Origin of the sequence: Spiribacter salinus M19-40 (assembly GCF_000319575.2) — a bacterium.
GTDB classification, from domain to species: domain Bacteria; phylum Pseudomonadota; class Gammaproteobacteria; order Nitrococcales; family Nitrococcaceae; genus Spiribacter; species Spiribacter salinus.
On record NC_021291.1, the window covers coordinates 1502349 to 1526294 of the forward strand.

At 63.4% G+C, this 23946-nt stretch carries 34 protein-coding genes; 1 reads left to right on the forward strand and 33 read right to left on the reverse strand.

From position 1 onward, the window contains the following. Positions 1 to 13 precede the first annotated feature (13 nt). On the reverse strand, positions 14 to 1738 hold the full coding sequence (locus SPISAL_RS07440) for a bifunctional sulfate adenylyltransferase/adenylylsulfate kinase (protein WP_016353866.1): 1725 nt from the start codon (positions 1736 to 1738) through the stop codon (positions 14 to 16). After that, on the reverse strand, positions 1735 to 2940 hold the full coding sequence (locus SPISAL_RS07445; protein ID WP_016353867.1) for an MFS transporter: 1206 nt from the start codon (positions 2938 to 2940) through the stop codon (positions 1735 to 1737). Before SPISAL_RS07445 ends, SPISAL_RS07440 begins: the two co-directional genes overlap by 4 nt. A 101-nt stretch (positions 2941 to 3041) precedes the next feature. Here SPISAL_RS07445 and uvrA point away from each other — a divergent pair, with 101 nt between their 5' ends. Then, positions 3042 to 5879: an excinuclease ABC subunit UvrA gene (gene uvrA / locus SPISAL_RS07450; RefSeq protein WP_016353868.1), complete on the forward strand. Its 2838-nt coding sequence runs from the start codon at positions 3042 to 3044 to the stop codon at positions 5877 to 5879. Here the strand turns inward: uvrA and SPISAL_RS07455 are convergent. The 31 genes from SPISAL_RS07455 to fusA form a co-directional block, all read right to left on the reverse strand. Next, entirely contained in the window at positions 5876 to 6856 is a 981-nt protein-coding gene (locus SPISAL_RS07455) for a malate dehydrogenase (RefSeq protein ID WP_016353869.1), read from the reverse strand. The genes uvrA and SPISAL_RS07455 overlap by 4 nt on opposite strands. Continuing rightward, on the reverse strand, positions 6856 to 7269 hold the full coding sequence (rplQ, locus tag SPISAL_RS07460) for a 50S ribosomal protein L17 (RefSeq protein ID WP_016353870.1): 414 nt from the start codon (positions 7267 to 7269) through the stop codon (positions 6856 to 6858). The genes SPISAL_RS07455 and rplQ overlap by 1 nt, the downstream gene beginning before the upstream one ends. Positions 7270 to 7282: 13 nt before the next feature. Further along, the gene (locus tag SPISAL_RS07465; RefSeq protein WP_016353871.1) at positions 7283 to 8281 is read right to left on the reverse strand and encodes a DNA-directed RNA polymerase subunit alpha; all 999 of its coding nucleotides are present in this window, start codon (positions 8279 to 8281) and stop codon (positions 7283 to 7285) included. Between the two features lie 38 nt (positions 8282 to 8319). After that, positions 8320 to 8940: a 30S ribosomal protein S4 gene (gene rpsD, locus SPISAL_RS07470; RefSeq protein WP_016353872.1), complete on the reverse strand. Its 621-nt coding sequence runs from the start codon at positions 8938 to 8940 to the stop codon at positions 8320 to 8322. A 15-nt stretch (positions 8941 to 8955) separates the two neighbouring features. After that, complete coding sequence (rpsK, locus tag SPISAL_RS07475; RefSeq protein WP_016353873.1) at positions 8956 to 9345, reverse strand: 30S ribosomal protein S11; 390 nt, start codon at positions 9343 to 9345, stop codon at positions 8956 to 8958. Between the two features lie 23 nt (positions 9346 to 9368). Next, complete coding sequence (rpsM, locus tag SPISAL_RS07480; protein WP_016353874.1) at positions 9369 to 9725, reverse strand: 30S ribosomal protein S13; 357 nt, start codon at positions 9723 to 9725, stop codon at positions 9369 to 9371. A gap of 90 nt (positions 9726 to 9815) precedes the next feature. Beyond that, positions 9816 to 9932: a 50S ribosomal protein L36 gene (gene rpmJ / locus SPISAL_RS07485; protein ID WP_016353875.1), complete on the reverse strand. Its 117-nt coding sequence runs from the start codon at positions 9930 to 9932 to the stop codon at positions 9816 to 9818. 93 nt (positions 9933 to 10025) lie between these two features. Then, the gene (gene secY, locus SPISAL_RS07490; RefSeq protein ID WP_051111934.1) at positions 10026 to 11330 is read right to left on the reverse strand and encodes a preprotein translocase subunit SecY; all 1305 of its coding nucleotides are present in this window, start codon (positions 11328 to 11330) and stop codon (positions 10026 to 10028) included. A gap of 39 nt (positions 11331 to 11369) precedes the next feature. After that, the gene (rplO, locus tag SPISAL_RS07495; RefSeq protein WP_016353877.1) at positions 11370 to 11804 is read right to left on the reverse strand and encodes a 50S ribosomal protein L15; all 435 of its coding nucleotides are present in this window, start codon (positions 11802 to 11804) and stop codon (positions 11370 to 11372) included. A gap of 2 nt (positions 11805 to 11806) precedes the next feature. Next, the gene (rpmD, locus tag SPISAL_RS07500; RefSeq protein ID WP_016353878.1) at positions 11807 to 11995 is read right to left on the reverse strand and encodes a 50S ribosomal protein L30; all 189 of its coding nucleotides are present in this window, start codon (positions 11993 to 11995) and stop codon (positions 11807 to 11809) included. A gap of 2 nt (positions 11996 to 11997) precedes the next feature. Then, positions 11998 to 12498 carry a 30S ribosomal protein S5 gene (rpsE, locus tag SPISAL_RS07505; protein WP_016353879.1) on the reverse strand — a complete coding sequence of 167 codons (501 nt, stop codon included), beginning with the start codon at positions 12496 to 12498 and terminating at the stop codon, positions 11998 to 12000. A 17-nt stretch (positions 12499 to 12515) separates the two neighbouring features. Continuing rightward, positions 12516 to 12869 carry a 50S ribosomal protein L18 gene (gene rplR, locus SPISAL_RS07510; protein ID WP_016353880.1) on the reverse strand — a complete coding sequence of 118 codons (354 nt, stop codon included), beginning with the start codon at positions 12867 to 12869 and terminating at the stop codon, positions 12516 to 12518. A 5-nt stretch (positions 12870 to 12874) separates the two neighbouring features. Then, positions 12875 to 13411, reverse strand: coding sequence for a 50S ribosomal protein L6 (gene rplF / locus SPISAL_RS07515; protein WP_016353881.1), 537 nt, complete (start codon positions 13409 to 13411; stop codon positions 12875 to 12877). 18 nt (positions 13412 to 13429) lie between these two features. Continuing rightward, positions 13430 to 13825 carry a 30S ribosomal protein S8 gene (rpsH, locus tag SPISAL_RS07520; protein WP_016353882.1) on the reverse strand — a complete coding sequence of 132 codons (396 nt, stop codon included), beginning with the start codon at positions 13823 to 13825 and terminating at the stop codon, positions 13430 to 13432. Between the two features lie 46 nt (positions 13826 to 13871). Continuing rightward, positions 13872 to 14177 (reverse strand): 30S ribosomal protein S14, encoded by a 306-nt coding sequence (gene rpsN, locus SPISAL_RS07525; RefSeq protein ID WP_016353883.1) that lies wholly within the window; start codon positions 14175 to 14177, stop codon positions 13872 to 13874. A 12-nt stretch (positions 14178 to 14189) separates the two neighbouring features. Continuing rightward, the gene (gene rplE / locus SPISAL_RS07530; RefSeq protein ID WP_016353884.1) at positions 14190 to 14729 is read right to left on the reverse strand and encodes a 50S ribosomal protein L5; all 540 of its coding nucleotides are present in this window, start codon (positions 14727 to 14729) and stop codon (positions 14190 to 14192) included. Positions 14730 to 14738: 9 nt separating this feature from the next. Beyond that, positions 14739 to 15056: a 50S ribosomal protein L24 gene (gene rplX / locus SPISAL_RS07535; RefSeq protein ID WP_016353885.1), complete on the reverse strand. Its 318-nt coding sequence runs from the start codon at positions 15054 to 15056 to the stop codon at positions 14739 to 14741. Between the two features lie 2 nt (positions 15057 to 15058). Further along, a complete protein-coding gene (rplN, locus tag SPISAL_RS07540; protein WP_016353886.1) occupies positions 15059 to 15427 on the reverse strand; it encodes a 50S ribosomal protein L14 in 369 nt (122 codons plus the stop codon). A 30-nt stretch (positions 15428 to 15457) separates the two neighbouring features. After that, the gene (gene rpsQ / locus SPISAL_RS07545) at positions 15458 to 15721 is read right to left on the reverse strand and encodes a 30S ribosomal protein S17 (protein WP_016353887.1); all 264 of its coding nucleotides are present in this window, start codon (positions 15719 to 15721) and stop codon (positions 15458 to 15460) included. Then, positions 15718 to 15921 (reverse strand): 50S ribosomal protein L29, encoded by a 204-nt coding sequence (gene rpmC / locus SPISAL_RS07550; RefSeq protein ID WP_016353888.1) that lies wholly within the window; start codon positions 15919 to 15921, stop codon positions 15718 to 15720. Before rpmC ends, rpsQ begins: the two co-directional genes overlap by 4 nt. Next, positions 15921 to 16334, reverse strand: a complete 414-nt coding sequence (gene rplP, locus SPISAL_RS07555) for a 50S ribosomal protein L16 (protein ID WP_016353889.1) — start codon at positions 16332 to 16334, stop codon at positions 15921 to 15923. The genes rpmC and rplP overlap by 1 nt, the downstream gene beginning before the upstream one ends. A 21-nt stretch (positions 16335 to 16355) precedes the next feature. Then, entirely contained in the window at positions 16356 to 17021 is a 666-nt protein-coding gene (gene rpsC, locus SPISAL_RS07560) for a 30S ribosomal protein S3 (protein ID WP_016353890.1), read from the reverse strand. Between the two features lie 10 nt (positions 17022 to 17031). Further along, the gene (gene rplV, locus SPISAL_RS07565) at positions 17032 to 17364 is read right to left on the reverse strand and encodes a 50S ribosomal protein L22 (RefSeq protein WP_016353891.1); all 333 of its coding nucleotides are present in this window, start codon (positions 17362 to 17364) and stop codon (positions 17032 to 17034) included. A gap of 3 nt (positions 17365 to 17367) precedes the next feature. Next, entirely contained in the window at positions 17368 to 17643 is a 276-nt protein-coding gene (rpsS, locus tag SPISAL_RS07570) for a 30S ribosomal protein S19 (protein ID WP_016353892.1), read from the reverse strand. A gap of 20 nt (positions 17644 to 17663) precedes the next feature. Next, positions 17664 to 18488, reverse strand: coding sequence for a 50S ribosomal protein L2 (gene rplB / locus SPISAL_RS07575; RefSeq protein ID WP_016353893.1), 825 nt, complete (start codon positions 18486 to 18488; stop codon positions 17664 to 17666). A 27-nt stretch (positions 18489 to 18515) separates the two neighbouring features. Next, on the reverse strand, positions 18516 to 18815 hold the full coding sequence (gene rplW, locus SPISAL_RS07580; protein WP_016353894.1) for a 50S ribosomal protein L23: 300 nt from the start codon (positions 18813 to 18815) through the stop codon (positions 18516 to 18518). Beyond that, a complete protein-coding gene (rplD, locus tag SPISAL_RS07585; protein WP_016353895.1) occupies positions 18812 to 19420 on the reverse strand; it encodes a 50S ribosomal protein L4 in 609 nt (202 codons plus the stop codon). Before rplD ends, rplW begins: the two co-directional genes overlap by 4 nt. Further along, a complete protein-coding gene (rplC, locus tag SPISAL_RS07590; protein ID WP_016353896.1) occupies positions 19420 to 20079 on the reverse strand; it encodes a 50S ribosomal protein L3 in 660 nt (219 codons plus the stop codon). Before rplC ends, rplD begins: the two co-directional genes overlap by 1 nt. A gap of 191 nt (positions 20080 to 20270) precedes the next feature. Beyond that, positions 20271 to 20582: a 30S ribosomal protein S10 gene (gene rpsJ, locus SPISAL_RS07595; RefSeq protein WP_016353897.1), complete on the reverse strand. Its 312-nt coding sequence runs from the start codon at positions 20580 to 20582 to the stop codon at positions 20271 to 20273. Positions 20583 to 20594: 12 nt separating this feature from the next. Beyond that, positions 20595 to 21785 carry an elongation factor Tu gene (gene tuf, locus SPISAL_RS07600; RefSeq protein WP_016353898.1) on the reverse strand — a complete coding sequence of 397 codons (1191 nt, stop codon included), beginning with the start codon at positions 21783 to 21785 and terminating at the stop codon, positions 20595 to 20597. 55 nt (positions 21786 to 21840) lie between these two features. Continuing rightward, positions 21841 to 23934, reverse strand: a complete 2094-nt coding sequence (fusA, locus tag SPISAL_RS07605) for an elongation factor G (RefSeq protein WP_016353899.1) — start codon at positions 23932 to 23934, stop codon at positions 21841 to 21843. Positions 23935 to 23946: the final 12 nt, after the last annotated feature.

A 23946-nucleotide genomic window follows, 5' to 3' on the forward strand; every position in this document is an offset into this window, starting at 1 on the left:
CGCCGATTACCGGTCAACTCAGATCGATAAAGCCCAGATGCTCAAGCTTGAGGAGCACCTGCTGCGCGGCCTCCTCCGGTGTACTATCCGTTGTATCGATGCGCAGCTCCGGGTCCACGGGCGCCTCGTAGGGATCATCGATCCCCGTGAAACCCTTGATCTGCCCGGCACGCGCCTTGGCATACAGGCCTTTGCGATCGCGCCGCTCGCATTCGGCCAGCGGCGTGGCCACATGGATCTCGATAAAGCCGCCATTCGCCGCCTCGACCATTTCGCGGACATCGGCACGCGTTGCAGTGTACGGCGCAATGGGCGCGCAAATGGCAACCCCGCCGTTGCGGGTAATCTCCGCGGCCACAAAGCCAATGCGTTGAATGTTGAGATCGCGATGCGCCCGCGAAAAACCGAGCTCGCTGGACAGGTGCTTGCGCACCACATCGCCGTCGAGCAGCGTGACCGGCCGACCACCCCGCTCCATGAGCTTGACCATCACCGCATTGGCAATGGTGGATTTGCCCGATCCGGATAACCCGGTAAAAAACAGCGTCACCCCCTGGCGGGCGCGGGGCGGGAAGGTCTTGCGAAGCTCCGCAACCACCTCGGGATAGCCAAACCAGTCCGGGATCTCCAGGCCCTCGCGCATCCGCCGCCGAAACTCGGTGCCGGAGATGTTCATGACCGTCTCGCTGGCCTCGTCCACTTCATCGATCGGCGCATAGCCCGCCCGCTCCTGGACGTAGACCATCATCCGAAAGGGCACCATTTCGATCCCCAGCTCATCGGCATAACGGGTCACCATCTCTTGGGCGTCATACGGCCCGTAAATCTCCTCGCCCTGGCTGTCCTTGCCCGGCCCGGCGTGATCGCGGCCCACAATGAAATGCGTACAGCCATAATTGCGCCGAATGATCGCGTGCCAAAGCGCCTCACGCGGCCCGCCCATGCGCATGGCAAGCGGCAGCAACGACAGCGCCGTGGTCTGCTCCGGGTACTTTTGCAGGACGTGCTCGTAGCAGCGCACCCGCGAGTAATGATCCACATCGCCGGGCTTGGTCATGCCCACCACGGGATGAACCAGCAGGTTGGCCTCGGCCTGACGCGCCGCCTGGAACGTTAGCTCCACGTGGGCGCGATGCATCGGGTTACGGGTCTGGAACGCGACGACCCGGCGCCAGCCGTTGCGGGCAAAGCGCGCACGCAAATCCGCTGGCGTCAGGCGCAGATGGGTAAAATCGTAGTGCCCCGGCAAATCCAGCGCCTCAATGCGCCCGCCCAGATAAACCGGATGACTGCGCTCGTGGAGATACGCCACGCCAGGATGACCCCGGTCGGTGGTGCCGAACACCGCCTGCGCCTCTGCCTCAAAATCCGGCCGCCACTGATCACTCACCGTGAGAATGGCGAGGATCACGCCCTCTGGGTCACGCAGCGCAACCCGATCCCCCACCGACACCGTTTCCGCCAGCGCCTCGCTCACATCCAGGGTGATGGGCATGGGCCACAGCGTGCCGTCGGTCAGCCGCATCTCGGCGAGCACGCGCTCGTAATCCGCCTGGCCCAGAAAACCCGCCAGCGGCGAGAAACCGCCGTTCGCCAATAGCTCCAGGTCACAGAGCTGGCGCTCGGTCAGATCCCAGCTGGGATAATCCACCGCGGCCGTCTTGGCCGCTTCAGCCTGCTCGGTGGTCAGGCGCAGGTCCTTTAGCACCCCACCGTGGGGCGGAATCAGATCCGTCATGATGTCTCCGCTTGTGTGGTGTTGTGATCGGTAACAGGCGTGGGGGCGCGCAGCCCCATCGCGACGGCGAGCCAAAGCGACGCGGCGAGTGCGCAAAAGATGAACACCCCTTCAACGCCGAAGCGGCCATAGACCAGGCCGCCGAGGGCACCGCCCAGAAACGCCCCCAGAAACTGTGCGGTGGCGTACACCCCCAACGCCGTCCCCCGTAGCCCCTCCGGCGCAAACCGGGTCAGCAACGAGGGCAGACTCGCCTCGAGCGTGTTGAACCCGACAAAGAACAGCCACAGAGCAACGACCAGCGCTGGCAGCCAGCCACTGAACCCCGCCATGATCAGGTCCGCCACAATGACCAGCGCGGCCACCCCGGCCAGCAACCGATGCAGGATTTGCCGACGCTCGCCAATCATGATGATCAGCGCCATGCCTGCCACGGACAAAATCAGCACCGGCACATAGACCAACCAGTGATCACCCCGGGGAATGCCGAGCCGCGACTCAAGCACCACGGGGAGCACCACAAAACTCGCGGTCAGCACCAGATGCAGCACCAGCACACCCAGGTCCAGGCGCAGCAGGTCGGGATGGCGCAGCACGATGGGCAGCCCACCGGCGCGTGCATTCACCTCCGGGCGAAAGGCCTTCTCACCACCGGCAGGCACCAGGAAGAACAGCAACGCCATGGCCACCAGCGCCAGCGCCGCGGTCACCCAGAACACGCCGGCCAGCCCGGACGCTGCCGCAATCCCCGGCCCGGCGACCATGGCCACCAGAAACGCCGCCCCCACACTGATCCCGATCAGCGCCATGGCCTTGGTGCGCTGGGTATCGCGGGTGAGATCTGCGGCGAGGGCCATGACCGCCGCCGCGATGGCGCCACAGCCCTGCAGGGCCCGGCCCAGGATGACGGTTTGCACACTCTCGGCCTGCGCCGCAACCACGCTGCCCAGGGCAAAGAGCAGCAGACCGAACACAATGACCGGCCGGCGCCCGATGCGATCCGAGAGCATGCCAAAGGGCACCTGCAACACCGCCTGCGTGAGGCCGTAGGCGCCAATGGCCAGGCCGATGAGCGCGGGTGTCGCCCCGTCAAGATCGCTGCCGTAGAGCGTAAACACCGGCAGGATGAGAAACAGCCCGAGCATGCGCATGCCGAAGATAATCGACAGCCCGGCCGTCGCCCGGCGCTCGTGCGTGTTCATCGGCCCGGCGCCGGCGGTTTTTCTTCCGTGCACGTTCGCCCCTGTGGATCGCTGGTTGCGCAGGAGCGGTATACTAGCAAATTGTTTTGACCGGGAAGCCCATGGACGCCATCGTCATCGAGGGCGCGCGCACTCACAACCTGCGCGACCTGCACCTCACACTGCCTCGCGGGCAGCTCATCGTGATCACCGGCCCATCGGGTTCCGGCAAGTCGTCGCTCGCCTTCGACACGCTCTACGCCGAGGGCCAGCGCCGCTATGTCGAGTCACTCTCGGCCTATGCTCGGCAGTTTCTCTCGATGATGGACAAACCCGATGTCGATCGCATCGAGGGCCTATCCCCTGCCATCGCCATCGAACAAAAGGCCACGTCGCATAACCCGCGCTCTACGGTGGGCACGGTCACCGAGATCCACGATTACCTGCGCCTGCTCTTCGCCCGGGCAGGCACACCGCATTGCCCAACGCACGGTCATGCGCTGAACGCCCAGAGCATTAGCGAGATGGTTGATCACATCCTCGCCCTGCCCGAAGGGCGCCGGCTGATGCTACTCGCCCCACTGGTGCGCGGGCGCAAGGGTGAGCATCGGGACACCCTGACCGAGCTTCGCCGCCAGGGCTTTGTCCGCGTCCGCGTGGACGGCGAGGTGCAGGATCTGGACGACGTACCGCCCCTCGACCCCCAGCGCCAGCACGACATCGACGCCGTCGTCGACCGCTTTCGAGTGCGCGGAGATCTCGCCACCCGGCTCGCCGACTCGCTGGAGACGTGCCTGAGCCTGGGCGAGGACATCGCCCGTCTTGCCGATATCGACGACCCGGCGCGTGACGATCTGGTGTTCTCCGCGCGCTACGCCTGCCCCGAATGCGGCTACTCGCTAAGCGAACTCGAGCCCCGGGGCTTTTCCTTTAACAACCCCCGCGGCGCCTGTCCCACCTGCGATGGCCTCGGTGTGGAGCAGTTCTTTGACCCCGCCCGCATCGTCACCCAACCGGCGGTGTCGCTCGCCGCGGGTGCCGTGCGCGGCTGGGACCGGCGTAACGCCTACTACGGCCAGATCATCAACGACCTGGCCCGTCACTACGGCTTTGATGTCGACACGCCCTGGCGCGAGCTGCCGGAGGCGATCCGCCAGATCGTGCTCTATGGCAGCGGCGAAGAGGAGATCGCCTTTCACTATGCCGGTGCGCGGCGTGGGTCGAACGAGGCGCGTCACCACCCCTTCGAGGGGGTCGTCAACAACATGGCCCGGCGCTATCGCGAGACAGACTCGGCGGCCGTGCGCGACGAGCTCGCCCGGTTCCTGACTCGACGCACCTGCCCGGACTGCGGGGGCAGCCGACTCAATGCCGCGGCCCGCCACGTCACCGTCGGCGAATGGCATCTCCCGGCGATCAACGCCCTGTCCATCGGCGAGGTCGCCAACCGGCTTGAGGCCCTGACCCTGCCGGGCGCGCGCGCCACGATCGCCGCGGGCATTTTGCGCGAGATCAACCAGCGCCTGGCCTTCCTGGTCAATGTGGGCCTGGACTACCTGAGCCTCGAGCGCAGCGCCGACAGCCTCTCGGGTGGCGAGGCCCAGCGTATCCGGCTGGCCAGCCAGATCGGGGCCGGGCTGGTGGGCGTGCTCTACGTCCTCGACGAGCCATCCATCGGCCTGCACCAACGCGATAACGACCGACTGCTCGGCACGCTGCGTCATCTCCGTGACATGGATAACACGGTCATCGTCGTCGAGCACGACGAAGAGGCCATGCGCGCGGCCGACCACATCGTCGACATGGGCCCGGGCGCCGGCAGCGAAGGCGGTGCGGTGATTGCCGCGGGTACGGCAAAAGAGATCATGGCGGCACCCGCTTCGCTCACCGGGGATTACCTCGCCGGCCGCCGCGCGATCGCCATCCCGAGCGACCGCCGAGTGCCCGACCCAAAGCGCGGAATCGCGGTTCGCGGCGCCCGAGGCCATAACCTCCACGGCCTGGATGTCACCTTCCCGGCGGGTCTGCTCATCGGCGTCACCGGGGTGTCCGGTTCGGGTAAGTCCACGTTGGTCAATGCCACGCTCTACCCCGCCGCGGCAAGCGCCCTGAACGGCGCCGATCTCACACCCGCCGACTGCGAGGCCATCGACGGCCTCGAGCATTTCGACAAGGTCATTGATATCGACCAAAGCCCGATCGGGCGAACACCCCGCTCCAACCCGGCGACTTATACTGGGCTTTTTACCCCCATCCGCGAGCTTTTTGCGGGCACGCCCGAAGCGCGCTCGCGGGGTTACGGGCCCGGGCAGTTCAGCTTCAACGTCCGCGGGGGGCGCTGCGAGGCCTGTCAGGGCGAGGGCGTCCTGCGCGTGGAGATGCACTTCCTGCCGGATGTCTATGTGCCCTGCGATGTCTGCGAGGGCGCACGCTATAACCGCGAGACCCTGCAGATCCGCTATCGGGGCTACACCATCGCCGATGTCCTGGGGATGAGCGTGGCCGAGGCCCTGGAGATTTTCTCCAGCATCCCCGCGCTGGCGCGCAAGCTGCAGACGCTCATCGATGTGGGCCTGGGGTATGTCCGCCTGGGACAGAACGCGGTGACGCTCTCAGGCGGCGAGGCCCAGCGCGTCAAACTCGCCCGTGAGCTATCGCGCCGCGGGACCGGGCAGACGCTCTACATCCTGGACGAGCCCACCACAGGGCTGCATTTCCACGACATCGCTCAGCTGCTTGAGGTGATTCACCGCTTGCGAGACGAGGGCAACACCGTCGTTGTCATCGAGCACAACCTCGATGTCATCAAGACCTGTGACTGGTTGATTGATCTGGGCCCCGAAGGTGGGGCCGGTGGCGGGCGCATTCTCGCGACCGGCACGCCGGAGGCGGTGGCACAGGTCAGCGAGTCACACACCGGGCGGTATCTCCGCCCGCTGCTCGGGGATGGCGCCGCTTAGGGCAGGAGGTGCTCTACCGCGTCGCGCTCTTCAATCAGCTCCTGCTCGGTGGCGCTCATGCGCTCCCGGGAAAAGTCGCTGATGTCGAGGCCCTGCACGATCTGGTACTGGCCATTGGCACAACGGACCGGGAAGGAATAGATAATTCCCTCGGCAATGCCGTAGCTGCCATCTGACGGGATCGCCATGCTCACCCAGTCGCCCTGGGGCGTGCCCAGTGTCCAGTCGCGCATGTGATCAATGGCGGCACTGGCCGCCGAGGCCGCACTGGACTGGCCTCGCGCCTTGATGATCGCCGCGCCGCGCTGCTGCACGGTGGGGATGAAGCTCTCTTCCAGCCAGCTCTGGTCTACCAGGTCGCTCGCTGCCTTGCCGTCCACCTGCGCATGGCTGATGTCCGGATACTGCGTTGCCGAGTGGTTGCCCCAGATCGTGAGCTGCTGGATATCGGTAACGTGCTGTCCCGTGCGGTTCGCCAGCTGCGCCAGCGCCCGGTTATGGTCAAGCCGCGTCATCGCGGTAAAGCAGTTCGGATCGAGGTCGGGGGCGTTGCGCTGGGCGATGAGCGCGTTCGTGTTGGCCGGGTTACCGACCGCGAGCACGCGCACATTGCGGCTTGCCACGTCGTTCATGGCCTTGCCCTGCGCCGAGAAGATGGCCGCATTGGCCTCAAGCAGGTCCTTGCGCTCCATCCCCGGGCCGCGTGGCTTGGCGCCCACCAGCAGAATGTAGTCGGCGTCCTTGAACGCCTCCTCGGCCTGGTCGGTGGCCTGCAGCCCGGCGACCAGCGGGAAGGCGCAATCGTCGAGCTCCATGACCACGCCCTGGACGGCGTCCATGGCCGGTGGCACTTCAAGCAACTGCAGGATGACCGGCTGATCCGGCCCCAGCATGTCGCCCGAGGCAATTCGGAACAAAAGACTATAGCCGATCTGGCCTGCTGCGCCGGTGACGGCAACACGAACCGGAGCTTTCATCAGGACGCCTCCGCTACTTCCTCAGTCTCAGGCGCCTCTTCCGTGACCTCGGCCATGGGCCGGTCAACCAGCTCGACAAACGCCATCGGCGCATTGTCGCCGGCCCGAAAGCCCGCCTTGAGAATCCGCAGGTAACCACCCGGGCGCTCGCGGTAACGCGGGCCCAGCTCATCAAACAGCTTCGTCACGATGGCCTTGTCACGCAGCCGCGCAAACGCCAGGCGGCGATTGGCCACCGTGTCGTTACCGGCGAGCGTGATCAGCGGCTCCGCGACTTTGCGCAGCTCTTTCGCCTTCGGCAGCGTGGTCCGGATCGCTTCGTGCTCGAACAGCGAGGCCGACATGTTCCGGAACATCGCCTGGCGATGGGAACTGTTGCGATTCAGCTTTCTTCCGGTCTTACGATGACGCATTGCTCTTTATCCCCTAGCCCGTCGCCCGGCTGCGGTCCTCGAGGCCGGCCGGCGGCCAGTTCTCGAGACGCATTCCGAGCTGAAGCCCGTGCTGTGCCAGGACTTCCTTGATTTCGTTCAGCGATTTCTTGCCAAGGTTCGGCGTCTTGAGCAGCTCGACCTCGGTCTTCTGCACCAGATCGCCCACGTAGTGAATGCTCTCGGCCTTCAAACAGTTGGCGGAGCGCACCGTCAGTTCCAGGTCGTCGATCGGGCGCAGCAGCACCGGATCCACCTCGGGTTCGCGGCGCTTGGGCTCGTACTCGCCCTCACCCCCCTCGAGGTCAACAAACACCGACAGCTGATCACGCAGCACGCCAGCGGCCAGACGAATGGCCTCTTCAGGCTCGATCACGCCGCTGGTCTCGATGTCCATGACCAGCTTGTCGAGATCGGTGCGCTGCTCAACACGGGCACTTTCGACGTTGTAGGCCACCCGCCGTACGGGGCTGTAGGTGGCATCCAACGCGAGGCGACCAATGGTGCGCTCCTCGTCGGTATCCCGCGCCGTCGCCGGCTCATAGCCGCGACCGCTGGAGATGGTGATGGACATGCTGATCTCGCCGGCCTTGGTCAGGTTGCAGATAACCAGATCGGGGTTTTTCACCTCAACGTTCTGCTCAGCGCTGATGTCCGCCGCCGTCACCACGCCCGGGCCCTTCTTGTGAAGGCGAACCGTGGCCTCGTCGCGGCCGGTCAGGCGCACGGCCAGGTTCTTGAGGTTCAGTAGCACGTCGACCACGTCTTCCTGGACACCCTCAATGGCGGTGTACTCGTGGAGGACGCCCTCGATCTCGACTTCGGTGACGGCAAAGCCGGGCATCGAAGACAGCAGCACACGCCGCAGCGCGTTACCAAGGGTATGACCAAAACCGCGCTCCAGCGGCTCAAGCGTAATCCGGGCGCGGCTATCGCTGACGGCGTCAACGTGAACCACGCGCGGTTTAAGGAAATCCTTAAACTGACCCTGCATGAAACAAACTCCTGCTGGCAGGACCGCGTAACGCGATCCTACTTGGAATAAAGCTCGATAATGAGATGCTCGTTGATCTCGGCTGGCAGATCGGCCCGATCCGGGACGCGCTTGAGCGTGCCCTGGAACTGCTTGCCGTCTACCTCAACCCATTCCACCAGACCGTTCTGCTGGGACATCTCGATGGCGGCCTGCACTCGCAGCTGCTTCTGGGCACGCTCGCGAATGGACACCGTGTCGCCGGCCTTGACCTCGGCCGAGGCGACATTGGTCACGCGGCCGTTATGAAGGATCGCCCGATGGGCCACCAGCTGCCGGGCCTCGGCCCGCGTGGAGGCAAAGCCCATGCGATACACCATGTTGTCCAGGCGGCACTCAAGGATCTGAAGCAGGTTCTCGCCGGTGTTGCCTTTGCGGCGATCGCCTTCCTTGTAGTACTTGCGGAACTGACGCTCGAGTACGCCGTACATGCGCCGTACTTTCTGCTTCTCACGCAGCTGCAGTCCATAGTCGGAAATCCGGCCACGGCGCTGGCCGTGCTGTCCGGGCGGTGAGTCCAGCTTGCACTTGCTGTCGAGCGGCCGAACGCCACTTTTCAGGTAAAGATCCGTGCCCTCGCGGCGGGCAAGCTTACAGGTTGGTCCGATGTATCGTGCCATTGCTCTAACCCCCGATCAGACGCGACGCTTTTTAGGCGGCCGGCATCCGTTGTGCGGAATGGGCGTCACGTCTTCGATATTCGTGATGCGATAGCCCACATTGTTGAGGGCGCGAACGGCCGACTCGCGGCCAGGGCCCGGGCCCTTGACCCGCACCTCAAGATTCTTCAAGCCGTATTCCTTGGCGGACTCACCGGCCCGCTCGGACGCCACCTGGGCGGCAAACGGCGTGCTTTTGCGAGAGCCCCGAAAGCCACTGCCACCGGCACTGGCCCAGGCAAGCGCGTTGCCCTGGCGATCACTGATCATGATCACCGTGTTGTTGAACGTCGCATTGATATGCGCAATCCCGTCGACGACTGAACGCTTGACGCGCTTGCGGGTGCGGGTGGTTGGCTTGGCCATTGAAATGCTGTCCTGCTAATGCGTTAACGGGTGACGGCACGGCGCGGGCCCTTGCGGGTGCGCGCATTCGTGCGAGTCTTCTGACCACGGACCGTCATGCCACGGCGATGACGGATACCGCGATAACAGCCCATGTCCATGAGCCGCTTAATGTCCATTGCCACCTGACGGCGGAGATCACCCTCAACGGCGAACTCGTTGACGGCAGCGCGCACGCGCTCCAGCTCGTCATCGGTCAGCGCGTTGACCTTGCGATCCGGTTCGATGTTTGCCGCCTGGCAAATCTGCACACCGCGCGTCCGACCGACCCCGTAAATCGAGGTGAGCGCAATCGCTGTGTGCTTGTTGGCGGGGATATTGACGCCAGCAATACGGGCCATGAGCCGTTACTCCGAGTTGTTCTTTGCTCGCGGAAACCCGCTAGTGTAGCCGGGTTACCCTATTTCATACAAGCCAGACGCAATCAGCGCCTAACCCTGCCGCTGCTTGTGGCGGGCATCGGTCGTGCAGATCACCCGCACCGTTCCGCCGCGCTTAATGACCTTGCAGTTCCGGCAGATTTTCTTCACCGAGGCACGTACTTTCATCGTCCCGTCTCCGACAAACCGTTGATCGCCCGCAAAAAGGGCGCGAATCATAGCAGAGCCCCCGCAACCATGCACGGGCCCCGTCCGTGTGTGCTAGCGCAACAGTCCCCCACCGGGGCGGCCATGCGCCTGCAAGTTGGCCTTTTTCATCAGTGGCTCGTACTGGTGCGAGACCAGATGCGCCTGCAACTGGGACATGAAGTCCATGACCACCACCACGATGATCAGCAGTGACGTTCCACCAAAGTAAAACGGCACGTTCCAGTACAGAATCAGGAACTCGGGCAACAGACACACCGCGGTGATATACCCAGCCCCGACCAGCGTGAGACGCGTCATCACCTTGTCGATATACCGTGACGTCTGCTCACCGGGCCGAACCCCGGGGATGAACGCACCCGATTTCTTCAGGTTGTCGGCCGTATCCCGCGAATTAAACACCAGCGCGGTGTAGAAAAAGCAGAAAAAGATGATCGCCGCCGCGTAGAACGCGATATACAGCGGCTGTCCCGGGCTCAAGGTCTGGCCCAGGCGCTGCATCCAGGACAGCCCTTCCATCTCGCCGAACCACTGCCCGATCGTTGCCGGGAACAAAATAATGCTCGAGGCAAAGATCGCCGGAATCACGCCCGCCATGTTGATCTTGAGCGGCAGATGGCTGGTCTGCCCGGCGTACATCTTCCGGCCCTGCTGACGGCGGGCATAATTGACCGTGATCCGGCGCTGGCCGCGCTCCATGAACACGATGAACCAAATCACGCCCAGCGCCAGGGCCAACAACACAATGACCGTGGCAATACCCAGCTCGCCGGTCCGCGTGAGCTCAAGCGTTCCGCCAAGGGCCGCGGGCAGCCCGGCGACGATGCCCGCGAAGATAATCAGCGAGATCCCGTTACCAATGCCGCGCTCGGTGATCTGCTCACCCAGCCACATCAAAAACATCGTGCCGGTCACCAACGTGGCCGTACCGATGAAAATGAATTGCGGGCTCGGGTCAAGGACCACGCCCTGATTCTGCAGCGCCACGGTAATGCCGATGCCTTGGAACAGCGCCAGTGCCAGCGTGCCGTAGCGCGTGTACTTGGTGATCTGACGCCGACCCTGCTCACCTTCCTTGCGGAGCTGCTGGAGCGAGGGCACCACGGCGCTCATCAACTGCATGATGATCGACGCCGAAATATAGGGCATCACGCCCAGCGCAAAAATCGACAACCGCCCCAGGGCACCGCCCGAGAACATATTGAACATGTCGAGGATCGTCCCCGACTGTGCATCGAACATCTGCGCCAGTGCGGCCTGATCGATACCCGGAATCGTGATGTGCGCACCGAGTCGGTAAATGATCAGCGCGACAACCACAAACGTCAGGCGCTGACGCACCTCGGTCAGGCGGCCCATGCCCCCCAGCGCACCCGCATTGGCGGACGGACCGGCCACCTAGCCCTCGACCTTGCCGCCGGCCTTCTCGATGGCCGCCCGCGCACCCGCGGTTGCTCGCACGCCCTGCAGGGTCACAGCGCGATCCACCTCGCCGGACATCATCACCTTCGCTGCGAGCGCATTCCGCGGCACGATGCCCGCGGCCTGCAGCGTTTCGAGGTTGACGACATCGCCGTTGACCTTGGTGAGCTCGGACAAACGGACTTCCGCTGTGTGCTGGCCCTTGCGCGAGTTAAAGCCGACCTTCGGCACCCGGCGCTGGAGCGGCATCTGACCGCCCTCAAAGCCGACCTTGTGATAGCCACCGCTGCGGGCCTTCTGACCCTTGTGGCCGCGCCCGGCAGTCTTGCCCAGGCCGGAACCGGCGCCGCGACCCACGCGATCCGCGTCTGGCCGGGAGCCCGGTGCCGGACGTAGTGAATTGAGTCGCATGCTCAGACCTCCTCGACCGAAAGCATGTAGGAGACCTTGTTGATCATCCCGCGATTCTCCGGGGTATCGGTGACCACCACACTGTGGTGCATGCGCCGAATGCCCAGACCCGATACGCAGGCCCGGTGCCGGGCAACCCGACCGGACAGGCTGCGCACCAGCGTGACACGTAGCTGTTTGTTCTTAGCCATGATCAGCCCTGAATCTCTTCAACGGTCTTGCCCCGCTTGGCCGCTACCAGCTCAGGCGAGCTGTAGGCGGACAGGGCGTTAATGGTGGCGCGCACCACGTTCACCGGGTTACGCGAGCCAATCGCCTTGGCGAGCACGTCCTGCACACCCACCACCTCGAAGACCGCGCGCATGGCGCCGCCGGCGATGATGCCCGTGCCCTCGGAGGCCGGCTGCATGAACACCTTGCTCGAGCCGTGATAGGCCGTGATCGGATACTGCAGGGTCGGGCCGTGCAGGCTGACCGTGCGCATGTTCTGGCGTGCCTTTTCCATGGCCTTCTGGATCGCCAGGGGCACCTCGCGGGCCTTGCCGTATCCGAATCCCACGGAACCTTCGCCGTCGCCTACAACGGTCAGGGCCGTAAAGCCGAACTGACGGCCGCCCTTCACCACCTTGGCTACACGATTGATGGTGATGAGCTTTTCTCTCAGGCCCTCACCGCTGACATCGCTGGTCGCCATAGCCTATGTGCCTCTATTCAGAATTTGAGTCCGGCTTCGCGGGCCGCATCGGCAATTGCCTGCACCCGCCCGTGATACTTGAAGCCTGCGCGGTCGAAGGCGACCTCGGTGATGCCCGCGGCCGCAGCCCGCTCGGCAATCACGCGGCCAACGGCCTTCGCTGCATCGATGTTGCCGCCATGCGCCACTTCCGAGCGCACCGACTTCTCCAGGGTGGAAGCGGCCGCCAGCGTCTGGCTGGCGTCGGCCGAAATCACCTGTGCGTAGGTATGCCGTGGCGTGCGGTGAATCGTCAGCCGCACCGTGCCCAGCTCCTGCATCTTTGCGCGTGCCTTGCGGGCCCGACGCTGTCTTGCTGATTTCTTGTCCATCGCCATTACTTCTTCTTGGCTTCTTTCATGATGACCCGCTCATCGGCGTACCGTACGCCCTTGCCCTTGTAGGGCTCAGGCGGGCGATAGGCGCGGATCTTCGCCGCCACCTCGCCGACCAGCTGCTTGTCGATGCCGCGGACCACGATTTCCGTGTTCGACGGCGTCTCGACCGTGATGCCCTCGGGCACCGCATGATTGACCGGGTGCGAGAACCCGAGGGTCAGATTGATGGTCTTGCCCTGGGCCTGGGCACGGTAGCCCACGCCGACCAGCTGCAAACGCCGCTCAAATCCCTCGCTCACGCCCTGGACCATGTTGTTGATCACCGCCCGCGTCGTCCCCGCGAGGGCCACCGCATCCTGGCGGTCCTTGTTCGGGGCAAACTGCAGCTCCTGTTCGTCCTGCTTCACATCCACCCACTCGTGGATGACGTGATGCAGCTCGCCCTTGGAGCCCTTGACGGTAATGCGCCGCGCCTCGTCGAATTTGACTTCGACGCCGCTCGGAATCGCTACCGGACTTTTCGCTACTCTGGACATGACGCCTTCGTCCCGTCGTTAAAACACCACGCAGAGGACTTCACCGCCCTGGCCCGCATCACGCGCAGCCCGGTCGGTCATCACACCCTGCGAGGTGGAGATGATGGCAGTGCCCAGCCCGCCGCGTACACGCGGCAACGTCCGCTTGCCTTCAAAGCGGCGCAGGCCAGGGCGGCTGACGCGTTGAATCTCCTCGATGACCGGTCGGCCCTCGTGGTATTTCAGCGCGACCACCAGCGTTGGCTTCTTGTCGTCGCCATCGACGCGGTAGTCGTGAATATAGCCTTCGCCCTTCAATACGTTGGCGATGGCGATCTTCACCTTCGAGGAGGGCATTGAGACCTCCGGCTTCTCGGCGGACTGCCCGTTGCGAATGCGGGTCAGCATATCCGCGATGGGATCGGTCATGCTCATGTTCGCGTCACCTGGTTCCTTGCCTGGTTATCCCTGTCCATGCCAATCACCAGCTGGACAGCTTCAGACCGGGGATCTCACCGCGCATGGCGGCCTTACGGAGCATGTTCCGCCCGAGACCGAACTTGCGGTAGTAACCGCGCGGCCGGCCGGAGACATTGCACCGGTTGCGCCCACGCACCGGGCTGGCGTTACGGGGCAGGTTTTGCAGCCGCTCCTGTGCCACCGCCCGTTCCTCTTCCGAGGAAGCGGAGCTGCTAATGATTGCCTTGAGCTCGGCACGCTTGGTGGCGTACTTGTCGCGCATCTTCTTGCGCTTGAGCTCACGCTGGACCATGGAAACCTTTGCCATTTCCTGACCTCTTTACTTTCGGAAAGGGAAGCCGAAACCCTCGAGCAGGGCCATCGCTTCCTCATCCGTCTCTGCCGTTGTGCCGATCGCAATGTCCATCCCGCGAATGGCATCGATCTTGTCGAATTCAAGCTCGGGAAAAACCAGCTGCTCGCGCACACCCAGGTTGTAGTTGCCACGGCCATCAAACGACCGGGGCGAGAATCCACGAAAGTCCCGAATCCGCGGCCCGGCGATGTTAATCAGCCGGTCCATGAATTCGTACATGCGCTCCCGACGCAGCGTCACCTTGACGCCAATCGGCCAGTCCTCACGGATTTTGAAACCCGCGACGGCTTTGCGCGTGTAAGTCACGATCGGCCGCTGACCGGCAAGCGCTGCCATGTCCGCCGTGGCGTGGTCGATCACCTTCTTGTCACGGACCGCCTCGCCCAGACCCATGTTGAGCACGACCTTCTCAAGCCGCGGCACCTGCATGGGATTGGCGTACTCGAAGCGCTTGGTCAGCGTCGAGACGATCTCGTTTTTGTATTGCTCCCGCAATCTGGCCATCACGGCACCCTAATCAATCAGATTGTTGTCGGACTTGAAAAAGCGCTGCTTCGCACCATCATCGCCCTCGCGGATGCCGACGCGATCGGCTTTTCCGGTGTTGGGGTTGTAGATGGCCACATTCGAGCGGTGCAACGGCATCTCTTTTTCGATGATTCCGCCGGCGTCATTGGCCTGCGGGTTGCCTCGCTTGTGCTTTTTCACCATGTTCGCGTTCTCGACCACGATGCGATCCCGCTCGGGGATCACTCGGGTCACGCGGCCCCGCCGGCCCTTGTCCTTGCCGGCGATGACCATGACTTCGTCGCCTGTTTTGATCTTGCGCATGACTACAGCACCTCCGGCGCCAGCGAGATGATCCGCATGAAGCGCTCGTTACGCAGCTCCCGGGTCACCGGACCGAATACGCGGGTCCCGATGGGCTGCAGGTTGGCGTTCAACAGCACCGCGGCATTGCCGTCAAAACGGATCAATGACCCGTCGGAGCGACGAACCCCGCGCTTGGTGCGAACCACCACTGCATTGTAAACCTCACCCTTTTTCACTCGACCGCGGGGGATGGCGTCTTTAACGCTCACCTTGATCACGTCCCCGATGCCGGCATAGCGCCGCTTGGAGCCGCCCAGTACCTTGATGCACTGAACCTCCCGTGCCCCGCTATTATCCGCCGCGCCCAGCAGCGTCTGCATCTGAATCATGGCGATTGACTCTCTTGTATTCCGTTTTGCCTACTGCGCTGCGCGCTCGAGGATTTCCACCAGGCGCCACGACTTGCGCTTGGACAATGGTCGGCATTCTTCGACGGCAACCCAGTCGCCGGCGTTGCATGCATTCTCGGCGTCATGCGCATGCACCTTCGTGGTCCGGCGAATGAACTTGCCGTACAGCGGATGGCGCACAAGCCGCTCGACCGCCACGGTGATGGTCTTGTCCATCGCCGAACTCGTGACGCGGCCATTGACGGTCCGCTTGACGTTCTCGTTCTCGCTCATGACGTCTCGCCTGCTTTGATCTTCTCGTTGATCACGGTCTTGATGCGCGCAATCTCGCGACGCACCTGGGTCATCTGATCCGGCCGTGCCAGCTGCCCCGTGGCTTTCTGCATGCGCAGATTGAACTGCGCCTTGTGCTGCTCGAGGAGCTCGTCCTCAAGGCCTTTCAAATCCTTATCGCGAAGTTCACTTGCCTTCATCACATCGCCGTCCGCTCAACGAAGCGCGTCTGCACCGGAAGCTTGGCCGCGGCCCGGCGAAACGCCTCGCGCGCCACTTCCTCGGAGACACCCTCGATTTCGTAAATCACGCGACCCGGCTGCACCTTGGCGGCCCAATGGTCGACGTTGCCCTTACCTTTACCCTGCCGCACTTCGAGCGGCTTGGAGGTGATCGGCGTGTCCGGGAAAATCCGGATCCAGATCTTGCCGCCACGCTTCACATGGCGGTTGATCGCCCGACGCCCGGCCTCGATCTGACGGGCCGTCACCGGACCCCGCGTGGTCGACTTCAGGCCGAACTCGCCGAAGTTGACCTTGTCACCCCGGGTGGCCAGGCCGTTGTTACGGCCCTTCTGCTGTTTTCTAAATTTTGTGCGCTTTGGCTGAAGCATCTCTGTCTCCTGGCGTCCGCGTCAGCCCGCGGCCACGCGCTGATTCGGGGCCTGGTCGGTGTCGAGGATCTCGCCTTTGAACACCCACACCTTGACGCCAATCACGCCATAGGTGGTGCGGGCCTCGGCAAAGCCGTAATCGATGTCGGCCCGCAGCGTATGCAGCGGCACCCGACCCTCGCGATACCACTCGCTCCGGGCGATTTCGGCGCCGTTCAAGCGGCCGCCGACCTGGATCTTGATGCCCTGGGCACCCAGGCGCATGGCGTTGCCAACGGCTCGCTTCATGGCGCGGCGGAACATAATCCGGCGCTCCAGCTGCTGGGCGACGTTCTCGGCGACGAGCTGAGCATCGAGCTCCGGCTTGCGGATCTCTTCGATGTTCACGTGCACCGGAATGCCCATGCGCTGCGTAAGCTCGCGGCGCAGACGATCGATGTCCTCGCCCTTCTTGCCGATCACGATGCCCGGCCGGGCCGTGTGAATCGTGATCAACGCGTTCTTCGCCGGGCGCTCGATGCGGATCCGGCTGATCGACGCATGCGAAAGGCGCTCTTTAATGTATTCCCGAATCAAATGATCCGTGTGCAGCTGATCACCGAAGTGACTGCTGTCGGCGTACCACATGGAACGCCACTCCTCGGTGATACCGAGACGGAAACCTGTCGGATGAACCTTATGACCCATTCCTTGACCCCTAGTCCTCGGCGACCGCCACAGTGATGTGGCTCGTCCGCTTCAGGATGCGATTGGCCCGGCCTTTCGCCCGGGGCTGGATACGCTTGTACATGGGACCCTCATCCACCTGGATGCGAGCCACACGCAGCTCGTCGATATCGGCGCCGTCGTTGTGCTCGGCATTCGCAATGGCAGAATCAACCACCTTGCGCACGATGCCGGCCGCCTTACGCGGGCTGAACTCGAGAATCTCGAGGGCCCGTGACACCGGTAGTCCACGGATCTGGTCCGCCACCAGCCGCACTTTCTGCGGCGAGATGATGGCGTATCGAAGCTTGGCCGCCGTTCCCATGACCTACCTCTTCGCCTTCTTGTCGGCCAGATGGCCCTTGAAAGTCCGCGTCGGCGCGAACTCACCAAGCTTGTGACCGACCATGTTCTCGTTGACAAGCACCGGCACATGCTGGCGCCCGTTGTGAACCGCGATGGTGAGTCCCACCATCTCCGGCACCACCATGGAGCGCCGTGACCAGGTCTTGATCGGGCGCTTGCTGTTGGCCTCGGCCGCCTGCTGAACCTTCTTCAGCAGGTGGGTCTCAATAAACGGGCCTTTGCGAATCGAGCGTGGCACTTTTCATCCACCCCTGTTCGTTAACGTTTGCGACGGCGCACGATGAGCTTGTCCGTGCGCTTGTTGCTGCGGGTCTTGTGACCCTTCGTCGGAATACCCCAGGGCGTCACCGGATGACGGCCACCAGATGTGCGACCTTCACCACCACCGTGGGGATGGTCGACCGGGTTCATCACGACACCCCGGACCGTCGGGCGCTTACCGCTCCAACGCGTCGCCCCGGCCTTACCCAACGAGCGCAGGGCATGCTCCGAATTACTCACTTCACCCACCGAGGCACGGCAGTCACTGAGCACTTTGCGCATCTCACCAGAGCGCAGTCGCAGCGTGGCGTAGGCGCCTTCACGGGCCACCAGCTGAACACTGGCGCCGGCCGAGCGGGCCAGCTGCGCACCCTTGCCCGGGCGCATCTCAATGCAGTGCACCTGCGAGCCGAGCGGAATGTTCCGCAGCGGCAGGGCGTTGCCCGGCTTGATCGGCGAGCCGACCCCGGAGCGAACTTCCTGACCGACCTTCAGGCCCTTCGGCGCGATGATGTAGCGACGCTCACCATCCTTGTAGAGCAACAGGGCGATATGTGCGCTGCGGTTGGGATCGTATTCGATCCGCTCTACTTTCGCGGACACCGCGTCCTTGTTGCGCCGGAAATCGATCTCGCGATAGCGACGCTTGTGGCCACCGCCGATGTGCCGGGTCGTGATGCGACCATGATTGTTCCGGCCGCCGCTCTTGTTGAGCTTGCGAACCAGCGGCGCATGGGGCTCGCCCTTGTACAGCCCATCCTTCGACGGCTGGGCGACGAAGCGCCGGCCGGGCGAGGTGGGTTTTGCTTTGCGCAATGCCATGATTATCTGTCCCGTTCGCCTGTTCGGTTACTCGACGCCGCCGATGAAGTCGAGCTCTTCGCCCGCCTCCAGGGCCACGTAGGCTTTCTTCCAGTCGGGGCGCTTACCGGGAATGCGACCGAAGCTCTTGCGCTTGCCGTTCACATTCACCACGCGGACGTCCCGCACCTTGACCTCGAAGAGCTGCTCCACAGCGGTCTTGATCTCGCGCTTGGTCGCGTCCTTCGCCACCGAGAACACCACCTGATTGGCCTCATCGGCGATCAGCGTGCTTTTCTCGGAGATGTGCGGGCCGCGCAGCACCTGGTACATCCGCTCCTGATTCATGCCAGCCACTCCTCGACTTGGCGCAGCGCATCGACCGTCATCACGACATGCTCATGGGTGAGCAGGGTGACCGGATCCAGCGCCTCGGTGTCACGGACATCCACCCGCGGCAGGTTTCGTACCGCCAGGTAGAGGTTTTCACTGACCTTCGCGCCCACGACCAGAACATCATCGCTCTTCACGAGCTTATGCACCTTGGCGAGCACGGCTTTGGTCTGCGGGCTGTCGACATCGAACGTCCGAACAATGTGCAGGCGCTCCTGGCGCAGCAGCTCGGAGAGGATCGAGCGGATCGCCCCGCGATACATCTTGCGATTGACCTTGACCGAATGGTCGCGCGGCTTGGCGGCAAATGCCCGACCACCGCTGCGCCACAACGGGCTGCGGATCGTACCGGCCCGGGCGCGGCCCGTGCCTTTCTGGCGCCACGGCTTCGATCCACCACCGCTGACCTCTGAGCGCGTCTTCTGGGCCTTGGTACCTGCACGACCGCCGGCCATGTAGGACACCACGACCTGATGAACGAGTGGCTCACGGAATTCGACGTCGAAGGTGCCATCAGACAGCTCGACCGTCGTGCGTCCACCACGCAGTTTGACTTCCATCAGTTACCCCCTGCCGCGGCCGCTTTTTTAATGGCCGGGCGAATCATCACGTCGCCGTTGCGGCTGCCCGGGACGGCGCCACGCACCAGCAACAGATGCCGTTCAGTGTCCACGCGCACGATCTCGAGGTTCTGGGTGGTGCTGCGCACGTTGCCCATCTGCCCCGACATCTTCTTGCCGGGCAGCACGCGGCCCGGGTCTTGGGCCTGCCCGATCGAGCCGGGTGCCCGGTGCGCGGTGGAGTTACCGTGCGTGTTGTCTTGGGTGCGGAAATTGTGGCGCTTCACCGTACCGGCGAAACCCTTACCTTTCGAGGTGCCCGTCACATCCACGATCGTGCCGGCCTCGAACTGCTCAACCGTCAGCTCGCCACCGGCTTCGTAGGTGACCTCGGCGCTGGCGGGCAGCCGAAACTCCCACAGCCCGCGCCCCATCTCGACCCCAGCCTTGGCGGCATGCCCGGCCGCGGCCTGGTTCACGCGCGATGGGCGGCGTGCGCCCACGGTGACCTGAATGGCGCTGTAGCCATCCGGCGACTCGCTCTTAATTTGGGTGACGCGGTTCGGAGTGGCTTCAATGACCGTTACCGGTACTGAAGTCCCATCCTCCATAAACACTCGCGTCATGCCGCATTTGCGGCCGACGATTCCGATTGCCATCGTCGAAGTCCTCTTCTATCGAGCAGAGGGTGCTCAGCCAGGGTGCGAAGTAAAACAACCTCGCTGCACCCACGCTGGCGCCAGTTACCCGAATTGTGTCTTTCACATGGCGCCGACTTTATCAGCCGGCCAGTTGGGGCCCGCCTCGGCTGTCTGACCCGTGGGTCAGTACCGAAGTAGTTCCCCGATACTCAGGAGAGCTTGATCTGAACGTCTACACCGGCCGACAGGTCGAGCTTCATCAGCGCATCAACCGTTTTGTCCGTCGGGTCGACGATGTCCATCAACCGCTTATGAGTGCGAATCTCGTACTGGTCCCGCGCATCCTTGTTGACGTGCGGCGAGATCAGGATCGTATACCTTTCCTTCTTGGTCGGCAAGGGCACCGGGCCCCGAACTTGGGCGCCGGTGCGTTTTGCCGTCTCGACGATCTCCCGGGCCGACTGATCAATCAGTCGGTGGTCGAACGCCTTCAAGCGGATGCGGATCTTTTGATTTGCCATTGCCATTCCCGATTACTCGAGGATCTTGGCGACGACGCCGGCACCCACGGTGCGGCCGCCCTCGCGCACCGCAAAGCGCAGGCCCTCTTCCATGGCGATCGGCGCAATCAGCGTGACCGTCATCTGCACGTTATCACCCGGCATCACCATCTCCGTGCCCGAGGGCAGGTCACAGGCACCGGTAACATCGGTCGTGCGGAAGTAAAACTGCGGGCGGTAGCCATCAAAGAACGGCGTATGACGGCCGCCCTCGTCCTTGCCCAGCACATAGACCTCGCACTCGAACTTCGTGTGCGGGGTGATCGAGCCGGGCTTGCACAGCACCTGACCACGCTCGACGTCATCACGCTTGGTGCCGCGCAGCAGCGCACCGATGTTATCCCCCGCGCGCCCCTCATCGAGCAGCTTGCGGAACATCTCCACACCCGTGACCACGGTCTTGGTCGTGTCCTTCATGCCCACGATCTCGACCTCTTCGCCGGTCTTCACAATGCCGCGCTCCACGCGACCCGTGACCACCGTGCCGCGCCCGGAGATCGAGAACACATCCTCGATGGGCATCAAAAAGGCCCCATCCACCGCGCGCTCAGGCTCGGGGATGTAGGCGTCCATCGACTCCACCAGCTTCACAATGGCCGGGGCGCCCATGTCCGAGGTATCCCCCTCGAGCGCCTTCAGCGCCGAGCCGGTGGTGATCGGAATATCATCACCCGGGAAGTCGTAGTCGCTCAGCAGCTCGCGGACTTCCATCTCGACGAGCTCGAGCAGCTCGGCATCGTCAACCATGTCCGCTTTGTTCAGGAACACCACCATCGCCGGCACGCCCACCTGGCGCGCGAGCAGGATGTGCTCACGGGTCTGGGGCATCGGGCCGTCCGCGGCGGAGACCACCAGAATGGCGCCGTCCATCTGCGCGGCACCGGTGATCATGTTCTTTACATAGTCCGCGTGACCAGGGCAGTCCACGTGGGCGTAGTGCCGGTCCGTGGTCTCGTACTCCACGTGCGCCGTGGCAATCGTAATACCGCGCTCGCGCTCTTCCGGGGCGTTATCAATCTGCGCAAAATCCTGCGCCACACCACCGAACTGCTCGGCCAGCACCTTCGTCAGCGCCGCGGTCAACGTCGTCTTACCATGGTCAACATGACCAATGGTGCCAACGTTTACATGCGGTTTATTACGCTCAAACTTCTCCTTGGACACGGCTCACCTCTTACCCGTCAAATACCTAAAATCGTTTATCGACCGAGCCTCTGGCTCAGCCGGCCTTCTTGATCACTTCGTCAGCGATGCTGCTCGGTGCCTCGGCGTACCCCTCGAACTCCATCGAGTAGGCCGCGCGGCCCTGAGTCGCCGAACGGAGGTCGGTAGCATACCCGAACATCTCCTTGAGGGGGACTTCCGCGCGAATGATCTTGCCGGCCGGGCCATCTTCCATGCCCTGCACCGTGCCGCGACGGCGGTTCACGTCACCCATGACATCGCCCATGAACTCCTCGGGCGTCACCACCTCGACCTTCATCATCGGCTCCAGTAGCACGGGCGAACCCTGCATGAAGCCATCCTTGAAGGCCATCGAGCCGGCAATCTTGAACGCCATCTCGGAAGAGTCCACATCGTGGTACGAGCCATCGAACAGCTCGACCGCCAGGTCGACCACCGGGAAGCCGGCGAGCACGCCATTTTCCATCTGCTCCTGAATGCCCTTATCCACCGAAGGGATGTATTCCTTCGGCACGACACCACCGACGATCTTGTTCTGGAAGCTGTAGCCCTCGCCGCGCTCCTGCGGGCGCATCCGGATCCAGACGTGGCCATACTGACCGCGACCACCGGACTGACGGACAAACTTGCCCTCGACTTCCACTTCCTTGCGGATGGCCTCGCGGTACGCCACCTGGGGCTGACCGACGTTGGCTTCCACTTTGAACTCGCGCTTGAGGCGGTCAACGATGATCTCCAGGTGCAACTCACCCATGCCGGAGATGATCGTCTGGCCAGATTCCTCATCGGTGCGAACCTGGAATGACGGGTCTTCCTGCGCCAGCTTCTGCAGCGCGATGCCCATCTTCTCCTGGTCGCTCTTGGTCTTTGGCTCCACGGCCACGGAGATCACCGGATCCGGGAACTCCATGCGCTCGAGGGTGACCCGATTGTCATTGGCGCAGAGCGTGTCACCCGTGGTGACATCTTTCAGACCGATGGCGGCGGCGATGTCACCGGCTCGCACCTCTTCGATCTCTTTCCGCTCTTTCGAGTGCATCTGGACGATTCGGCCCAGACGCTCTTTCTTGCCCTTGACCGGGTTGTAGACCGTGTCCCCGGACTTCACGACGCCGGAGTAGACGCGGAAGAACGTGAGCGTGCCCACGTAAGGGTCGGTCGCAATCTTGAAGGCCAGTGCGGCGTACGGCTCGTCATCGGACGGACCACGCTCGGCATGGCTGCCATCCTCGAGCTCACCCTCGATGGCCGGCACTTCCACCGGCGAGGGCATGTACTCGACAACGGCGTCGAGCATGGCCTGCACGCCCTTGTTCTTGAACGCGGAACCACACAGCACCGGCACCACTTCGTTGGCGATGGTCTGTTTACGCAGCCCCTCATTGATCTCGGCAACCGACAGCGCCTCGCCGCCGATGTACTTGTCCATCAGCGCCTCGTTGGCCTCGGCCGCGGCCTCGACCAGGGCCTCACGATAACTGGCGGCGGACTCGGCGAGTTCGGCCGGAATCTCAGCCTCTTCATAGGTCGCGCCCATGTCGGACTCGTTCCAGTAGATCGCCTTCTCACGAATGAGATCGACGACGCCGGTCAGCTGATCCTCGGCACCGATCGGCAGCTGCACCGGCACGGCGTTGCAGCCGAGACGCTCGCGCACCATGTCGACACACCGAAAGAAGTCGGCGCCCATCTTGTCCATCTTGTTGACAAAGATCATGCGCGGCACGCCATAGCGGTTGGCCTGGCGCCACACCGTCTCGGTCTGCGGCTCAACACCCGCGTTGGCATCCAGCACACACACGGCGCCGTCGAGCACCCGCAGCGAGCGCTCCACCTCGATGGTGAAGTCGACGTGACCGGGGGTGTCGATGATGTTGATGCGCGTCTCGGGGTACTGCTGATCCATACCCCGCCAGAATGTGGTGGTCGCAGCCGAGGTGATCGTAATGCCACGCTCCTGCTCCTGCTCCATCCAGTCCATGACCGCCGCACCCTCATGGACCTCGCCCATTTTGTGAGAGATGCCCGTGTAGAACAGGATGCGCTCGGTGACCGTGGTCTTACCGGCGTCGATGTGCGCCATGATGCCAATATTGCGATAGCGCTCGATCGGTGTCTTGCGTGCCAAAACGTATACCTC

What these genes read in the sequence shown, in the direction of transcription:
- SPISAL_RS07440 (WP_016353866.1), bottom strand. Translation starts at nt 1,738, where the DNA reads ATGACGGATCTGATTCCGCCCCACGGTGGGGTGCTAAAGGACCTGCGC.
- SPISAL_RS07445 (WP_016353867.1), bottom strand. Translation starts at nt 2,940, where the DNA reads ATGAACACGCACGAGCGCCGGGCGACGGCCGGGCTGTCGATTATCTTC.
- uvrA (WP_016353868.1), top strand. Translation starts at nt 3,042, where the DNA reads ATGGACGCCATCGTCATCGAGGGCGCGCGCACTCACAACCTGCGCGAC.
- SPISAL_RS07455 (WP_016353869.1), bottom strand. Translation starts at nt 6,856, where the DNA reads ATGAAAGCTCCGGTTCGTGTTGCCGTCACCGGCGCAGCAGGCCAGATC.
- rplQ (WP_016353870.1), bottom strand. Translation starts at nt 7,269, where the DNA reads ATGCGTCATCGTAAGACCGGAAGAAAGCTGAATCGCAACAGTTCCCAT.
- SPISAL_RS07465 (WP_016353871.1), bottom strand. Translation starts at nt 8,281, where the DNA reads ATGCAGGGTCAGTTTAAGGATTTCCTTAAACCGCGCGTGGTTCACGTT.
- rpsD (WP_016353872.1), bottom strand. Translation starts at nt 8,940, where the DNA reads ATGGCACGATACATCGGACCAACCTGTAAGCTTGCCCGCCGCGAGGGC.
- rpsK (WP_016353873.1), bottom strand. Translation starts at nt 9,345, where the DNA reads ATGGCCAAGCCAACCACCCGCACCCGCAAGCGCGTCAAGCGTTCAGTC.
- rpsM (WP_016353874.1), bottom strand. Translation starts at nt 9,725, where the DNA reads ATGGCCCGTATTGCTGGCGTCAATATCCCCGCCAACAAGCACACAGCG.
- rpmJ (WP_016353875.1), bottom strand. Translation starts at nt 9,932, where the DNA reads ATGAAAGTACGTGCCTCGGTGAAGAAAATCTGCCGGAACTGCAAGGTC.
- secY (WP_051111934.1), bottom strand. Translation starts at nt 11,330, where the DNA reads ATGGGCCGCCTGACCGAGGTGCGTCAGCGCCTGACGTTTGTGGTTGTC.
- rplO (WP_016353877.1), bottom strand. Translation starts at nt 11,804, where the DNA reads ATGCGACTCAATTCACTACGTCCGGCACCGGGCTCCCGGCCAGACGCG.
- rpmD (WP_016353878.1), bottom strand. Translation starts at nt 11,995, where the DNA reads ATGGCTAAGAACAAACAGCTACGTGTCACGCTGGTGCGCAGCCTGTCC.
- rpsE (WP_016353879.1), bottom strand. Translation starts at nt 12,498, where the DNA reads ATGGCGACCAGCGATGTCAGCGGTGAGGGCCTGAGAGAAAAGCTCATC.
- rplR (WP_016353880.1), bottom strand. Translation starts at nt 12,869, where the DNA reads ATGGACAAGAAATCAGCAAGACAGCGTCGGGCCCGCAAGGCACGCGCA.
- rplF (WP_016353881.1), bottom strand. Translation starts at nt 13,411, where the DNA reads ATGTCCAGAGTAGCGAAAAGTCCGGTAGCGATTCCGAGCGGCGTCGAA.
- rpsH (WP_016353882.1), bottom strand. Translation starts at nt 13,825, where the DNA reads ATGAGCATGACCGATCCCATCGCGGATATGCTGACCCGCATTCGCAAC.
- rpsN (WP_016353883.1), bottom strand. Translation starts at nt 14,177, where the DNA reads ATGGCAAAGGTTTCCATGGTCCAGCGTGAGCTCAAGCGCAAGAAGATG.
- rplE (WP_016353884.1), bottom strand. Translation starts at nt 14,729, where the DNA reads ATGGCCAGATTGCGGGAGCAATACAAAAACGAGATCGTCTCGACGCTG.
- rplX (WP_016353885.1), bottom strand. Translation starts at nt 15,056, where the DNA reads ATGCGCAAGATCAAAACAGGCGACGAAGTCATGGTCATCGCCGGCAAG.
- rplN (WP_016353886.1), bottom strand. Translation starts at nt 15,427, where the DNA reads ATGATTCAGATGCAGACGCTGCTGGGCGCGGCGGATAATAGCGGGGCA.
- rpsQ (WP_016353887.1), bottom strand. Translation starts at nt 15,721, where the DNA reads ATGAGCGAGAACGAGAACGTCAAGCGGACCGTCAATGGCCGCGTCACG.
- rpmC (WP_016353888.1), bottom strand. Translation starts at nt 15,921, where the DNA reads ATGAAGGCAAGTGAACTTCGCGATAAGGATTTGAAAGGCCTTGAGGAC.
- rplP (WP_016353889.1), bottom strand. Translation starts at nt 16,334, where the DNA reads ATGCTTCAGCCAAAGCGCACAAAATTTAGAAAACAGCAGAAGGGCCGT.
- rpsC (WP_016353890.1), bottom strand. Translation starts at nt 17,021, where the DNA reads ATGGGTCATAAGGTTCATCCGACAGGTTTCCGTCTCGGTATCACCGAG.
- rplV (WP_016353891.1), bottom strand. Translation starts at nt 17,364, where the DNA reads ATGGGAACGGCGGCCAAGCTTCGATACGCCATCATCTCGCCGCAGAAA.
- rplB (WP_016353893.1), bottom strand. Translation starts at nt 18,488, where the DNA reads ATGGCATTGCGCAAAGCAAAACCCACCTCGCCCGGCCGGCGCTTCGTC.
- rplW (WP_016353894.1), bottom strand. Translation starts at nt 18,815, where the DNA reads ATGAATCAGGAGCGGATGTACCAGGTGCTGCGCGGCCCGCACATCTCC.
- rplD (WP_016353895.1), bottom strand. Translation starts at nt 19,420, where the DNA reads ATGGAAGTCAAACTGCGTGGTGGACGCACGACGGTCGAGCTGTCTGAT.
- rplC (WP_016353896.1), bottom strand. Translation starts at nt 20,079, where the DNA reads ATGGCAATCGGAATCGTCGGCCGCAAATGCGGCATGACGCGAGTGTTT.
- rpsJ (WP_016353897.1), bottom strand. Translation starts at nt 20,582, where the DNA reads ATGGCAAATCAAAAGATCCGCATCCGCTTGAAGGCGTTCGACCACCGA.